Origin of the sequence: Zophobihabitans entericus (assembly GCF_011745665.1) — a bacterium.
Lineage (GTDB): Bacteria > Pseudomonadota > Gammaproteobacteria > Enterobacterales > Orbaceae > Zophobihabitans > Zophobihabitans entericus.
This window is the reverse complement of record NZ_CP050253.1, coordinates 998792-1011757: the sequence shown is the minus strand read 5'-3', so window position 1 is coordinate 1011757 and position 12966 is coordinate 998792. Positions and strand designations below refer to the sequence as shown.

The window sequence follows — 12966 nt, the reverse complement described above, 5'->3', positions numbered from 1 at the left end:
TTGAATTTTTTCTGTTAAAAGTATTAAGCATACAAATAAAAAAAGACCGCGTTTAAGCGGTCTTTTTATAGTAAACAATCAGTTCTAGGCTTGTGTATTTGTTAGCCCGGATTGTGCCAGCATTTGGTCAAAATCTTTATCCATAAAGAATAAATCGCGACTGTTATTACCAACCAGTTCAATTTTATCAACAATTGTTTTAAAGAGTTTTTCTTCTTCGTGTTGCTCAGCAACATACCATTGTAGAAACTGGAAAGTCGAATAATCTTGATTACTAAACGCAAAATGAACCAGTTCATTAATTTTTTTAGTAATTAATTGCTCGTGTTCATAGGCTTTTTTAAACACTTCTGCTAATGACTTATATTTACTTTCTGGTGCGTCAATTTTACCAATAATCGGTAAACCTCCCGCATCAAGAACATAATCAAATAAACGGGTCATATGATCCATTTCTTCTTTAGCGTGATCACGCAAAAAACGCGCAAACGATGAGAAGTTTTTATCATCACACCAGGCGCTCATTTGTAAATATAAGTTAGAAGAAAAGAACTCAAGATTGAGCTGATCATTTAACTTTTTAGTCATCTCTTTAGTTAACATTGCTGTGCTCCTTTAATATATTTATGCTACTTCCTAAATCTTTCAGGATTTTATTTGCTTACAATACTAACATAGTTTTTGGTAAAAGTTTTATAAGAATAGAGATAATGAGTTAGCTCAATTAAAATCAATTGAGCTTTAAAGTTTTTATTACTGAATAGTATTCTCTTCATCTAAATTATCTTCGACTGCATCTTCTGTTTTAGGCATTTCTAACCGAATATCAATCCAACGCCCACCAGGAATATCCACAGGCTCTCCTGCGATAAACTCTCCGTCTTTAAATAGTTTTTTGAAAGATTTAACGGTAATCACATTTTTATCATCAACTGAGTATTCTACGAAGATTTTCTTATTACCATTTGCATCTTCAGGAGTTTGAATATACCAACCTGATTTAGCAAACCCTAATGAGTCATGAATTTCATAGTGACCGATATTGATATACTTAATAGTGACACCTTTAGACTCTAAATTTACATAGCCATTTTCTACTTTAGTCCAACCTAGTTGTGGATTATCATTTGCAGTTGCTTGATCAAGTGGATTAATTAATCTTACAACTGGTGACGCTTGTTTAATAAAACCATTACTATCTACAATTGTATTGGCTGAGGTCAAGACTACAGCTGATACAGCGCTAGTAGTAGGAGTTCTTCTACCTTTTATTAATACTAAATTAGGAGTTTCACCATAATTCGGAAAACACAAATAATGGGTATTAATTCCATCGGCAGAACTGGCAATTGTAGAAACATATTGGTCATTTCCGAATCCTTCAGGAAAACCTATGGCACTTGTTGTTGCCGAAAACCAACCATTAACTCTTGACGTCTCAAATGTCGACACCTTTTCAGATATTCTTGAAACACCTATACCAGAATATCCTTGATATATTGCATATCCCTTATCCTGTAAAAGGATAGACCATGCTTCTACAGATTTGATAAATTTAACAGGCTCAATTACTTTTCCATCTTCATAGGGTAAGGCCTTAACATCTGCTGCAGTCAAAGTAATATCTTTATCAGACTTGCCATTTACAGATTCGATAGTACTTCTCTCAATATTATCTTTTTCAATTTTACTCCACTGACCGTCCTGACGAGCATATTGCTCTCCATCAAGAGGAGCATCTAAAATTAAACTCACCTCTTTAATTTCAGAGACTGCATTTTCAGCACGAATAGCTAATTGTTGTGCTTCATTTTTTAAGTTCTCAAGGATAGGTACTAACTCTACAGCGTCTTCGTTCTCTACTGAATTGAGTAAGTAATCATTTAATGTACTATCAGTAGAATCCTTTAAAACTTGAATTATACCCACCTTTTTAGGTAATCTACCATTCACTAACAAAGTAACATCGTAATCACCCACTTGAGCATCAATTTCGTAATAACCATCTTGAGTTGTAGTATACGATTCTACTTTTTTGATTACAGAGTCAGTTGTTTTAGTTGCAGTTAATACAATACTGCAATTTTTAACTGGTAACCCTGAACCATCTTTTAAATATCCTGATATTTTTGCCATTTTGTATACCTTATAAAATAAAAAACCGCCCTAGCAGGCGGTTAAATTAATATTAAAACAATGAACTAAGAATTATCTCTCATCACTAATAGAAAAACAAAATCAGGAGCAAAACCAGAATGAGCTGTTGATTTAGCACATGTGATTTTTGCAGATGTATTCACATCTAAGTTATACCTAATAATTTTACTATCTACATTACAAGTTTTTGAGTATTGAACAGATGTCGTTGAAGTGACAAAAGAGCTATTATTGATATTCACAGTCACTGTTGCTGCACCATAATAATGCTGCTCACGGTTATCTCCAACTAATGAGTATCTGTGGTAAGCCTTTACAACAATAGGATGGGAAACAATAACCCTTTTGTAATCTACCGGCTCTAATATCACCGTTTTTCCTGCCTCTAACAGTATAGGTGTTACAACATCACCCTGTATTTTATTTGCATATACAGTACCATTAAAATAACCATCTTGGGCATAGATAGTACCGTTTACAGTTACATCATTCAAAACTCCACTTTCAGCATTAATTATTCCTGATATCTCTGCTTTTTTGGCAACTAATGTTCCATCTGGAAGCAGTTGAAATAAAGGAGGAGTTCCACTACTAACAACAGTCCCAGCTTGAATAACCCCACCATTGATCTGAGGGGCATTTATCTCTGTTCCTGCAATTAAGCGGTCACCTTTAATGGTCCCTGTAGCAACTAAATTACCATCAAGAAACATTTTAGGGATAATCCACTGACTACCATCATATAAGCAAGAATTAGAAACCAATATTTGACCATTCTCATCTAGCGAATAAATTGTTAAAGTCGTATCTCTAGCGGGGTAAAATCCAAATTCTGAGAAAAATAAAGCTGTTGCTTTATCATTATCAGGAAAAATTCCATCATCTGTTTGAATACGGAAGAAACCACCGGAGCCATTTGTTGCGGCTAAAGTTTCAGTATTCATGATGACCATTTCAGAACGACCAACAAGATTAATCGCATTAACACCATACCAATATTCTGTTAACGGTTGGCAATCTTGGTCAATCATAACAATTGAGCGGCCTAAATAGTTTTTCTTCTCTTCCACCTCTTGTCTGGATAAACCTTTATAAAATTCATATTGAGTCCCAAGACTAGTGAGCCCGCCGCTAACAGGTCGAATGGCAACACTAAAATTACTCGGAGTTAAGAGTAAAGTATCTGGTTTAGATGGAGGTAAAATAGAAAAAGATGCTGTCGTCTCATCCCCTAATTGACCGTCTTTGCCAATACCTCTGACGATGACGTTATATAGCCCCTGTTGCAAATCAGTTAGGAGATATTCAGTTCCAGCAATAACCTCTCTGAACTTAACTTTTGCATCACTTAGAACTTTTATTTCAAACTTTAATTGATTTAAAGAGCGAGGTGTATTCCAGATTACCTTAGCCTGCCATAAATCTGATTCAGGGGTAGCCTCAACTTGAAGATTCTCGACAGGAGGAATATTCAAACCATATAACGTATGGTTATCTGACTCAAAATTTGCACCTTTATCAACAATAGTCTCTTTTTCTGGTATATGTTGTAATGCTGAAATAGTATAAGTACCATCATCATTCTCCGTGATTGTTAGAGCCTTAAACAGACGAGGTTTAATCGCTGAAGTTGAAAGCATCCAAACCGACCATTCAGATACACTAATTTCATCTGTTAATACTAACGTATCAGTTTTAGGTTGAGATAAAACTGCAACTTTTTGTAATACGCCCTGATTATCGATATAACTAATCCAGGCTTTACTGGGTTCTTCAAGTTCAATCTCTTTATCCAATACAACAGTATTACCCTCAATCGATTTAATTCGTCCGCCAATTTTTGCCCCAGCATAATCATTATCAGCAATACCAATAATATCACCTGGTAAATGACGCAACCCTTCTCGACCAATAGCAAAACTTACTGTTTGTTTCTCTAGTTTTTCAGTCTGAATAAGCCATTTACCAATACGGTGAGCCTGTCCTCTTGAAGTACAACCAAAAGCATCAATCTTACTGACATTTAAACCAAAACGACGAATTAAGTCATCATCAGCAACGTACTCTGTCGCAGTTTCCCATCCATTATCTGGATCAACATAGCGGACATGAGCCGCTGTGTGACGACTTTTCTGAGGAGAGGAAGAGTAATTAAATTTACCTTCAACAACATTAGCATTCGTGTAAATATACGTTGTATCAGCAGGTCTATCCATTACTGCAGATAGTTGTATTCCATCCCAAACTGGCAAAGAACGAAATACTGAACAGAGATCATTAATCACATCATATGCTTGTCTTTGATTAGTAATATAACAGTTACATGTAAACCTAGGTTCCTGATTACCAAACCCATCATCAACAAGCTGATCACAATATTGAGCAATAGTATATAGAGTAAATTTATCGCAGCTAAATTGTCCCAGACGCTCTCCTAATCCATATCGCGTATTTGTTACAAGATCATAAAAAATCCACGCTGGATTATCTGTCCAAGCTAATTTAAAGTTTCCCATCCATAATCCCTGATAAGAACGAGTATTAGGATCATAATTGTCAGGGACTTTTACTACCATTCCTTTTACCAGATATTGTCTACGCGGAACTCCGCTAAACTGCTCAGAATCAAATCGTAAGCCAACTATTGCCGTATTAGGATAAGTCAATTTAACATCATAAATTTCAGTATATGATGACCAAAGAGTTTTATTTTCTAGTCTTGCACTTGTACTATCCTCGGTCTCCCTTACAACACGTAAATTAAACGGAACCTCAGGTAAATTTTCAATGGTCACTGATTTCAAATACTGACTACGAACCTTCCCGCTAAAATTTACTGTTTCAATTGTTCTCCAACTACTTCCTGAACCTACTTGTACTAATAAACGGGCTGTAGTCCCAACCATATCGCCATTATCTTTCTGCTGATATAATCCAGAAACACCTACAGTGACACGAAGACGATCAATATTACTATCGGTAATACTTCTGACAATTGGAGAAGCTTTCTTAACTTCTAATGAAACAGGTATTTCATTCTCAGTTGCGGGAAAGCCCTCTAAAGGATCTTGCTCTTGTGTCCCGGATAGCCATTCAGCCTCAATCCCTTTAAAATTATAAGAATTATCTGCCGCTTGAATAGGTGTTTTATTTAAATAAACTCCTTTTAAACCGTCTACAGGACCTTCGATTTGTCCTTCACATAACAAATCAATAATAGAAAGCTGTTGACGTGACTTGAGGTTATCAGGTTGTTCATATGGAACTTTTGTTTTTCCTCCACCCTTTCCCATTTTATTCTCCTTATAATGTTTCTATACCTTGAGATAACACCTTAGAACCAATCATCATTTTTCCATAACAAAGAGGAACTGCCGTTCCTTGAGCGATTGTGTTATCAAGGTTTGAAAATGCAGTATTTTTATTATTACTTGAATCATCAGAGGTTGGTGTTCCCGGTATTTTTGTTAGCATCATCACCACTCCACCGACCATCATCCCAACTCCAGCACTGATTAGACCCACGGCTAGAGGGCTTGCACTCCCTCCAGATATCACTGTCATTACACAGCCAATAACCACTAAAGCAGCTCCTGCTATAAAGTTAAAAAAACCACCATTTTTTGTACCTAATAGCCTTGGAATAATATGTATAACTGCATTATGAGGTAATAAAGTATGTGCCCCTGCTTTGAATGTTTTTTCGTTCATATCATGCCCATTAATTCTGACGCGGTACTCACCTTTCATAATATATTTACGTAAATTAGGTATTTGTAGAAATAGACAACGTAACGCTTCTGAACCCGTTTGAGCTGTTATTTTAAATTTATCGCCAAATTGTTTGAGATCCCCATAAAACCGTATGATTGCCATTCTTTATGCCTCCAAATTGAATGTGTATATTTAAGCCAAAAGCCGTTATAAATATCGCGTTTACTTTTTCGATTAGGGCAGTGGTGTAATATCATTTGTTCCCCAACATAAATTGCTGCATGGTTCGGAACACTTGACCCTAAGCAAATTATAATGACATCCCCTTCTGTTATTTCATTTGCAGAAACCTTATAGAAACCATTTTCAGGCATGTTTTCTAAATAATAATTTTTACCTTCAGACCACCAATTATATTTTCGATAAAAATCAGGGAGATTAATACCGGACAAATGATAAGCATCACGGAATAAGGTATAACAATCAGTAGTCCCATGCTTAAAATCACGTCCTAATAAAGGAAGCATGAGCCTAAATTGGTATACACTATTCGAATGAACTAACCACCAATCTAGTGCTGTTTTCTGCTGAATAAGCTGATCTGTTTTACTGAGAATAGGAAAATCATCTGGATGAGAATGAACTAATGCGACAACCTCTCCTATTTCTTCAGCCCTTAACCAGTCTTCAGTCGAAATTTCAAATGAATCGTAAGGATTTAGCGCGATATTACGACAGGGAAAATATTCAAAATTGTTATTTTTTTTCAATACAAAACCACAGGACTCTTTATTTCCGCAAGATTTTGCATGATTAATTATTTGTTGATTTAACATGATTAACTAAGTTTTGCTGAAGAAGGAAAGCCACCAAAAGGTAAAGGATTATGCTCACCAAAACGGCATTTACACCCAGTAAGAGAACGACTACATTTATCTTTCAAATAATCGGATGTAGGATTATCGTATTCATCAGCGACGGCTTGCCCTGTATAACCACATTCAGAAGAACGATAACGCCAACAACATGTATGAGCAATAATAACTCTGGCTGGAATTAATGCACCATCAGATTCACAAGGTAGAGCTAGTTCAAAAGTTGCTGCTTCTGCATTCAAAGAACTCATTCTCTCAATCACATATCTTGAAATAATCTCTTGTGTAGGATCTGAATTCACATTTCCATCTTGAAAATTTTCTGAATCTAAAAACTTAGCTAATACTTGCCGACGAGTCACTAATGCACCAAGTAAATCCTCATAATCCTCACTCAACCCAGTGATTAATCCAGCTATATTAGCTACAGACAAAGTAGGACGATTACTAGTTCCTTGACCATTTTTTTCAAAACCTTGAGCCACAATAGGATAAGGTTCATAAACATTACCCTGCCACAAAACAGGCAAATATTTTTGGTTTACACCGGAGTGAAATCGAAAAATTGTTTTTTCACCAGCTATCTCTGAAAGATCTACTTCAAATAAATCAAGCAGACTATCTTGTTCAATATCAGATAAATTGAGATATGTTTTTTCAGGTATCATGCAACAACCTCCTCAAAGGTAGCAGTTATTGTTGTAATGATATTAGAAACACTAATATTCCAATTACGGCAAACAACAGCTATTAATTTATGGGTATGTGGCTGCCTCCAGAGAAATTTATTTACAGCTCCATGGCGACTTAAAAACTCATCGATAAAAAACTCATCTTCACGCTTTACTTTTATGGTTACGTTATAAGTTCTTAAATCATGATTGATACCACTTTTTTGGCGTTGCTCATAACCATCACCAAATTTTACTACCTTTACCTTAGGTGAAACATTCACAACCATATCAGGAGCAACCTCCCACTGAAATTCTTCCATTATGTTCTCCTATTTAGTAATCCACCTGGACGCATTTCTTTATTAATGACATCTTTAACTGCAACTTTGATCATTATCCCCAGTTGTTTACCATCCTCTTCAGTACCAGTGTTACCGTTAATACTAACAGGAACATTAATAGATAACTGTCCTCCCGCCTGAGAAGCTGAATCTAAGAAACTTTTAAGATCAGCATTGGTTCTGGCATCAACAACTCGTTCACCTTTATCAAGTAACCAAGTTCCTTCGCGTGGGATATAATCGATACCATCATGAGCCTGGCCTGACAATGTTTGTCCTGCGATAACTCCCACAGAAGCATAACCTAAACCACGAATAGTCCCTGATAATACAGTTCCTAACACTCCCCCCAATTCCAAAGCTTTGGTTGCTGCAACCTCTGTATTCATAATAGCTTCAGCAATAGCACTTGCCTTACTTGCAAGAAACATAATTTTATAGGCTTTAGAACCTTCACCTGCAGTTGCCTTTAGAATATCAGCCAGGCTGCCTGCAACAGAGCTAAACATACTGATAGAAGTCATGGTGTAATCTGTTTGTAAGGTATCTAATTCGCTATACATTTGTTCATTAATTGCGGCAACTCTTTCAGCATACTGCTGTTCATTAATTTCTTTGGCTTCCAGAGCTTTCATCTGTTGTTCTAATTCAAATTGGTAACGTAACTCAATTTTTTCTTGTTCTTCTGAATTATTATCAAGCTTGTTAAAGCCCAAAGTTAAATCACCAATTGTTCCAAAACTACTAGAAAGTCCACCCAAAATATTAGAAATGGAGCTGTCATTACCAAATTGAACAGCCATAATATTTTGATATCCGCCAAACAAATTACTGATTTCACCATATTGATAAGCATCTTTCTCCGCCGTAAGGTTCCGGACATCTTTTTCATAATTATTCTTACGGAATTGTATTGTGGATAGATAAAAAGCATCCATGTCAGGATTTTCTTCAGCCTTTCTCCTATAATCAGCCTCGAGTGCTTTAAATTTATCACCAGCTTCGACAATCTTATCTTCATAGTTTTTTATATTTTGGTACATACTTGGAAGAATGGATTGAGTAACACCAAAAGATTGTGATAATGATGATAAAGACTTAGTGATTTGGTGTTGTTCAGATAAGTATTTTGATGAAATATTTGCAAGACTAGAAACGGACTTTTCACCGAGTGTTAGTTGATATTTTAATTTTTCCTGTTCTAACTTAAATACTGCATCATTATGTTTTCTAATCGCAGCCAGTTCTTCAGCATCAAGCTTACTGTTATATTCGATACCACTACGCCGACGATTCTCAATATTACTTAGGCTAATCTCCAGCTCTTTATCTAATTGCTCTTTACCTAGATCATAGTTATTAAGATTATATATGGCGTCAGGTGCAACATTCCCCAGAAGCGAAGACAGATCTTTAGCGGCAGAAAAAGATTTTGCCAAATCATGATTTTCTGAAACAAATTTTTTAATCTCTTCAGAGCACAAAGATAGCCATTCAGTTGTTAAATTATAAGTCGTTGATAACTCTTTTTTATCAATCTCATTCATTCGAGCTGAATAGGCTAATTTTAATTGTAAAATTTTTTGTAAGCTACTCTCAAGAACCTTCGGATCATTTGTATTCTGAACAACCTGATTAATAGCTTGCATTTCTTTTTCTACAAATTGTTCTAAATTATTTCTATCTTCTTTAATTTTGTCATAATCAATCAAAGTTGATTCTAAAATAGGTGTATTAGTTAACTTGTTTAAAGATTCGATACCTTTAGTAATATCTGTAAATGTTTTTGTTGTATTGTGCCCGGCTCCCAAAATATCAACAGAAAGTTTCTGAATCTGCTCAGAAACTTTCACCATATCTAATTGGGTATCTGCAATAGCTCTTAATAAAAAAAGATTTTCAGCCAAGGCATCACTTAATGTTTTGGAATGAGATAGCGCTTTAGAGTTTTTCACATTCCTTTTACTTATTGCCTTTTCAATTTCTTTAAGTTTATCAAGCTGTTTATAGTCAAATGAAGCCTCTGTTATAATGCCATTTGTACTATATGGATTCTTTGATGTCATATTTACCTTCCAATAAAGACAAACTTGTTATTTATTCGCCAATTTTTCAAATAGCCCTTCTAAACTAGCGCCATTATTTTGGAGCTGCTTGTCTGAGCTCCAATCTAAAATTAGCTCTTTCATAGAAACCTTCCCCCCTTGAGATTGATAAACTGAGGATGCAATTTGAGCAGAATGAATATCCCCCCGCTCATCACCAATTGGGCTTAAACTATCAAACCCAACCCAGAGATAGAATTCCCGGGCTGACATCGTGTTTTCTAGCTGCTCAAGAGTCATTCCTAGGCGCAGAGCCAGTTTCAATTTAAAAAATAGCCCTGCCTCATCAGCTACTTTTTTTTAGCGTCTTCAATTGGAGTCTGACCAATGCCTGATAGCTCTAAAGCCTGATTAAGTAGACGGGAATGAACAGGACCATAATTAGTAATAAGATCATCAACTTCATCTTCAAAAATTAAATTACCTTTATCATCACACAGCGTTGAAGCAAACAACTTTGCCTCTGCTGCAACACGTTGCAGAGATTTATCTTCGGCCTCAAATACATCTAAACTACGTAATGTCTCTGCCCACGCTGACCATGCACCAACAGATGGCTCTCTCAGTACCACTGAAATACCGCCCCATTCAGGGACGGTGACAGTTTTGGTACGAAAGCCGGCATTTTTTGCTGTAATAAGTTTTTTTAAATTCATGCTTTAGCTTCCTTATTTTCTTGATTAGATTTCGACTAATTTGCCTTTCATGCGCAGTGTATAAGATGCAGTCACAACACCACTTGTCGCCACAGAGAAACTGTTTTGACGCACTTCAGCTAAAAAGGCATAACCTTTACCTGACGGGAAAGTGATTTTAAATGCATGAATAGCATCATCGTCATAGGCTGAACGTAGTGATTTTTGTGCTTCATCTTCAATCACCCAGTTACCAGAGAATGTGATTTCACCCGGAGCTGGCAGACCATTGGTCATCTCTTGTTCAGTTGAGCCCAATGTAGTCACATCGATATCAGCTTTTTGACCACCTGAATAACTAAACTCAGTGGTTGACCCACCAAGGTCAAGCCATGTTGCCGATGTTGGGTTTGCTTCAGTTGCCGCTGCTTTTGAAACAAGAATTTTAGTACCTTGTGTTAGTTCATATTTACTAGCCATTAAGTTTTCTCCAAATATAAAAAAAGCCACATTATTGTGGCTGGTTGTTGTTTTGTTCTTATGCAAGAACGGTAAAAATTGAGCTCACTTGAGATCAATTAATTCGGTGTTGATAAAATTTTTCTGATTGCTCGCTTATCAGCATTACAAACTTCAAGCAGATGTAATAAAGTTTCGTTATATTCAACAGAATCTCCCCAGGTCATATTGGTCGGAGGATTTGGTGGTATACATAATTTAGTCAGATTGGCTGGCACTGTCTGCTGTACGAATACGCTCTGCGTGCGAGCGCAGCTGGTCAACCACATCAACAGGAATAGTGACAGTAGTACACGTTTCATTTTTTAATGCCTCTTTAATCGATTCTCTAATCGTATTTGATTCATAAACTAACTGCTGAATATGACGACTATTTATCTGATTAATTTCATTAATTCTTATATTCTCGGTTTGCATAAAAATTAATGTTTCCTGTGTGCTCTTTAACTGAAGAGAAAGCTGCTCTCTCTGTTCTTTCAGACTTTGATTACTGCTATATAGCCAAATACATAAAACAACCAAAATTATTACCGCAATATATTTAAATTGAGTCATTATCTGGTTCCATTATGTTCAAGGCTAAAATGATTGCCATCAGGGAAAGATTCAAAGTCCCCACCCCAGGCGCCACCCAGTGATTTCCAGTATTTTCCCAAAGGCCGGTAAGCCTCTGTTTTGGTTTGATAAACGCCATTAACAAATAAATTGAAATCAACCGCTAAACGATAACAATGCAAACTATTTTTTATTCCCAATCCTTTTTCAGCATAGATCTTGGCTTGTTCCGGAGTTCGGTATGCTTCACCAAAAGTTAACTGGTAACCTTGTTCGTTGGCCCACAAGATCAACTGAGCGACCATTAAGGTAAATTTGCTCTGTTTAACTGATAAACTCATTCTTTGTTTCCTTTTGATCTGCGTTCAAAAAATGCCATTGAAAATGCTCTTAATTTTTCAACACCTAAAAATCCAATCATCCCCCCGATGAAAGGACTCAAACTTTGTGGTAAGCCAAAATAATCAAGAGCACTACTGGCAGCCAGTGCTAATGCTCCGCACAAAATGGCTTCAATCCACTTTTTACGCCCATCAACACCATCGTAAACCAGTCGTACATAAGCAATTAAGACAGCTAAAATAGCACCATAAATCAGTGGATAATTCTGATATAGCCAGTCAATGACAGAGGCAAAAAAATCATTATTTTTATAAGGCATTTTGTTCATTCTCATGCCCTCTTGGGCTTTTAAATTAATAAAAGGAAAGGAGTTAACGCAGCTCTTCTGTATAGGATTTGTTGAGAGTATGTGTCTGCGTACTCCTTAATTTGGTTAATAACATATAAACAAAAAACCTGATTTTGAGTCAGGGTTTCAATTTCATGTTTAAAGATGATGTTTTATTGCAGGCAATAAAAAACCCGACAGAGCCGGGTTTAAGTAATGGACATAAACGTCCAATTTGTAGTTATTATATATGAACCAATTCGCAAAATCAACATTTTGTTTAAAATATTTTTATGCAGCAATTTCCATCACATCATCCAGCTTAGCCAGAATATACTTCTCAGCATTTGTGAGTGTTTCTGAAATTGCATGTGGGCGTTTACCCAACACTTTTGCTTGTCTGTTACAAGAAATATTTTTGAGATAATAAGAAGTTAAAACAGCATGAGAATATGGGTCTGAACGTCGTAATCTCAATACAGAGCGGTCAACTAACTCGGCTTCATCCTCTGTCAAAAACACCCGAAAATCAGGCCCGCTATAACATGACTGGAAACCTGCGGCATGAGAAGGAAATTCCGTTCCAACACGTTTACTGACACGCACATTTGCCCAAGCTTTTAATACTGTTTTAATGTCTCTCATTATTTTTCATCCTTATAGAATTCCGAATTTATACACAAAATGTTAACGCAAATGCGCAACCATGTCAACATAAAAT

16 protein-coding genes are annotated in these 12966 nt (G+C 36.1%); all 16 read right to left on the bottom strand.

The window, feature by feature from the left end; all coding sequences use genetic code 11:
• Positions 1 to 84: 84 nt before the first annotated feature.
• A complete protein-coding gene (ftnA, locus tag IPMB12_RS04640) occupies positions 85 to 603 on the bottom strand; it encodes a non-heme ferritin (protein ID WP_166915405.1) in 519 nt (172 codons plus the stop codon).
• A gap of 150 nt (positions 604 to 753) precedes the next feature.
• Entirely contained in the window at positions 754 to 2136 is a 1383-nt protein-coding gene (locus tag IPMB12_RS04635) for a phage tail fiber protein (protein ID WP_166915403.1), read from the bottom strand.
• Positions 2137 to 2201: 65 nt separating this feature from the next.
• Complete coding sequence (locus tag IPMB12_RS04630; protein WP_166915401.1) at positions 2202 to 5450, bottom strand: host specificity protein J; 3249 nt, start codon at positions 5448 to 5450, stop codon at positions 2202 to 2204.
• Positions 5451 to 5460: 10 nt separating this feature from the next.
• Positions 5461 to 5868 carry a tail assembly protein gene (locus tag IPMB12_RS04625; RefSeq protein WP_323811317.1) on the bottom strand — a complete coding sequence of 136 codons (408 nt, stop codon included), beginning with the start codon at positions 5866 to 5868 and terminating at the stop codon, positions 5461 to 5463.
• A gap of 107 nt (positions 5869 to 5975) precedes the next feature.
• Positions 5976 to 6707: a C40 family peptidase gene (locus tag IPMB12_RS04620; RefSeq protein WP_166915397.1), complete on the bottom strand. Its 732-nt coding sequence runs from the start codon at positions 6705 to 6707 to the stop codon at positions 5976 to 5978.
• A gap of 2 nt (positions 6708 to 6709) precedes the next feature.
• Positions 6710 to 7414, bottom strand: a complete 705-nt coding sequence (locus IPMB12_RS04615; protein WP_166915395.1) for a phage minor tail protein L — start codon at positions 7412 to 7414, stop codon at positions 6710 to 6712.
• Positions 7411 to 7740, bottom strand: coding sequence for a phage tail protein (locus IPMB12_RS04610; protein ID WP_166915393.1), 330 nt, complete (start codon positions 7738 to 7740; stop codon positions 7411 to 7413). The genes IPMB12_RS04615 and IPMB12_RS04610 overlap by 4 nt, the downstream gene beginning before the upstream one ends.
• Positions 7740 to 9827, bottom strand: coding sequence for a hypothetical protein (locus IPMB12_RS04605; RefSeq protein WP_166915391.1), 2088 nt, complete (start codon positions 9825 to 9827; stop codon positions 7740 to 7742). Before IPMB12_RS04605 ends, IPMB12_RS04610 begins: the two co-directional genes overlap by 1 nt.
• Positions 9828 to 9854: 27 nt before the next feature.
• A complete protein-coding gene (locus IPMB12_RS04600; protein ID WP_166915389.1) occupies positions 9855 to 10130 on the bottom strand; it encodes a phage tail assembly protein T in 276 nt (91 codons plus the stop codon).
• A 26-nt stretch (positions 10131 to 10156) separates the two neighbouring features.
• Entirely contained in the window at positions 10157 to 10522 is a 366-nt protein-coding gene (locus IPMB12_RS04595) for a phage tail assembly chaperone (protein WP_166915387.1), read from the bottom strand.
• A gap of 24 nt (positions 10523 to 10546) precedes the next feature.
• Positions 10547 to 10981, bottom strand: coding sequence for a phage tail tube protein (locus tag IPMB12_RS04590; protein ID WP_166915385.1), 435 nt, complete (start codon positions 10979 to 10981; stop codon positions 10547 to 10549).
• A gap of 98 nt (positions 10982 to 11079) precedes the next feature.
• Positions 11080 to 11289, bottom strand: coding sequence for an Rz1-like lysis system protein LysC (gene lysC / locus IPMB12_RS12310; RefSeq protein WP_456119750.1), 210 nt, complete (start codon positions 11287 to 11289; stop codon positions 11080 to 11082).
• Positions 11219 to 11575 carry a hypothetical protein gene (locus tag IPMB12_RS04585; protein ID WP_166915383.1) on the bottom strand — a complete coding sequence of 119 codons (357 nt, stop codon included), beginning with the start codon at positions 11573 to 11575 and terminating at the stop codon, positions 11219 to 11221. The genes lysC and IPMB12_RS04585 overlap by 71 nt, the downstream gene beginning before the upstream one ends.
• A complete protein-coding gene (locus tag IPMB12_RS04580) occupies positions 11575 to 11916 on the bottom strand; it encodes a M15 family metallopeptidase (RefSeq protein ID WP_166915381.1) in 342 nt (113 codons plus the stop codon). Before IPMB12_RS04580 ends, IPMB12_RS04585 begins: the two co-directional genes overlap by 1 nt.
• Positions 11913 to 12245, bottom strand: coding sequence for a phage holin, lambda family (locus IPMB12_RS04575; RefSeq protein ID WP_208293553.1), 333 nt, complete (start codon positions 12243 to 12245; stop codon positions 11913 to 11915). The genes IPMB12_RS04580 and IPMB12_RS04575 overlap by 4 nt, the downstream gene beginning before the upstream one ends.
• 291 nt (positions 12246 to 12536) lie before the next feature.
• On the bottom strand, positions 12537 to 12890 hold the full coding sequence (locus tag IPMB12_RS04570; RefSeq protein ID WP_166915379.1) for an antiterminator Q family protein: 354 nt from the start codon (positions 12888 to 12890) through the stop codon (positions 12537 to 12539).
• Positions 12891 to 12966: the final 76 nt, after the last annotated feature.

Coding starts and splice junctions, on each gene's coding strand:
- IPMB12_RS04635 (WP_166915403.1), bottom strand. CDS start 2,136: ATGGCAAAAATATCAGGATATTTAAAAGATGGTTCAGGGTTACCAGTT.
- IPMB12_RS04595 (WP_166915387.1), bottom strand. CDS start 10,522: ATGAATTTAAAAAAACTTATTACAGCAAAAAATGCCGGCTTTCGTACC.
- IPMB12_RS04575 (WP_208293553.1), bottom strand. CDS start 12,245: ATGAACAAAATGCCTTATAAAAATAATGATTTTTTTGCCTCTGTCATT.
- IPMB12_RS04610 (WP_166915393.1), bottom strand. CDS start 7,740: ATGGAAGAATTTCAGTGGGAGGTTGCTCCTGATATGGTTGTGAATGTT.
- IPMB12_RS04580 (WP_166915381.1), bottom strand. CDS start 11,916: ATGAGTTTATCAGTTAAACAGAGCAAATTTACCTTAATGGTCGCTCAG.
- IPMB12_RS04630 (WP_166915401.1), bottom strand. CDS start 5,450: ATGGGAAAGGGTGGAGGAAAAACAAAAGTTCCATATGAACAACCTGAT.
- IPMB12_RS04590 (WP_166915385.1), bottom strand. CDS start 10,981: ATGGCTAGTAAATATGAACTAACACAAGGTACTAAAATTCTTGTTTCA.
- IPMB12_RS04605 (WP_166915391.1), bottom strand. CDS start 9,827: ATGACATCAAAGAATCCATATAGTACAAATGGCATTATAACAGAGGCT.
- lysC (WP_456119750.1), bottom strand. CDS start 11,289: ATGTGGTTGACCAGCTGCGCTCGCACGCAGAGCGTATTCGTACAGCAG.
- IPMB12_RS04585 (WP_166915383.1), bottom strand. CDS start 11,575: ATGACTCAATTTAAATATATTGCGGTAATAATTTTGGTTGTTTTATGT.
- IPMB12_RS04570 (WP_166915379.1), bottom strand. CDS start 12,890: ATGAGAGACATTAAAACAGTATTAAAAGCTTGGGCAAATGTGCGTGTC.
- IPMB12_RS04615 (WP_166915395.1), bottom strand. CDS start 7,414: ATGATACCTGAAAAAACATATCTCAATTTATCTGATATTGAACAAGAT.
- IPMB12_RS04620 (WP_166915397.1), bottom strand. CDS start 6,707: ATGTTAAATCAACAAATAATTAATCATGCAAAATCTTGCGGAAATAAA.
- IPMB12_RS04625 (WP_323811317.1), bottom strand. CDS start 5,868: ATGAACGAAAAAACATTCAAAGCAGGGGCACATACTTTATTACCTCAT.
- ftnA (WP_166915405.1), bottom strand. CDS start 603: ATGTTAACTAAAGAGATGACTAAAAAGTTAAATGATCAGCTCAATCTT.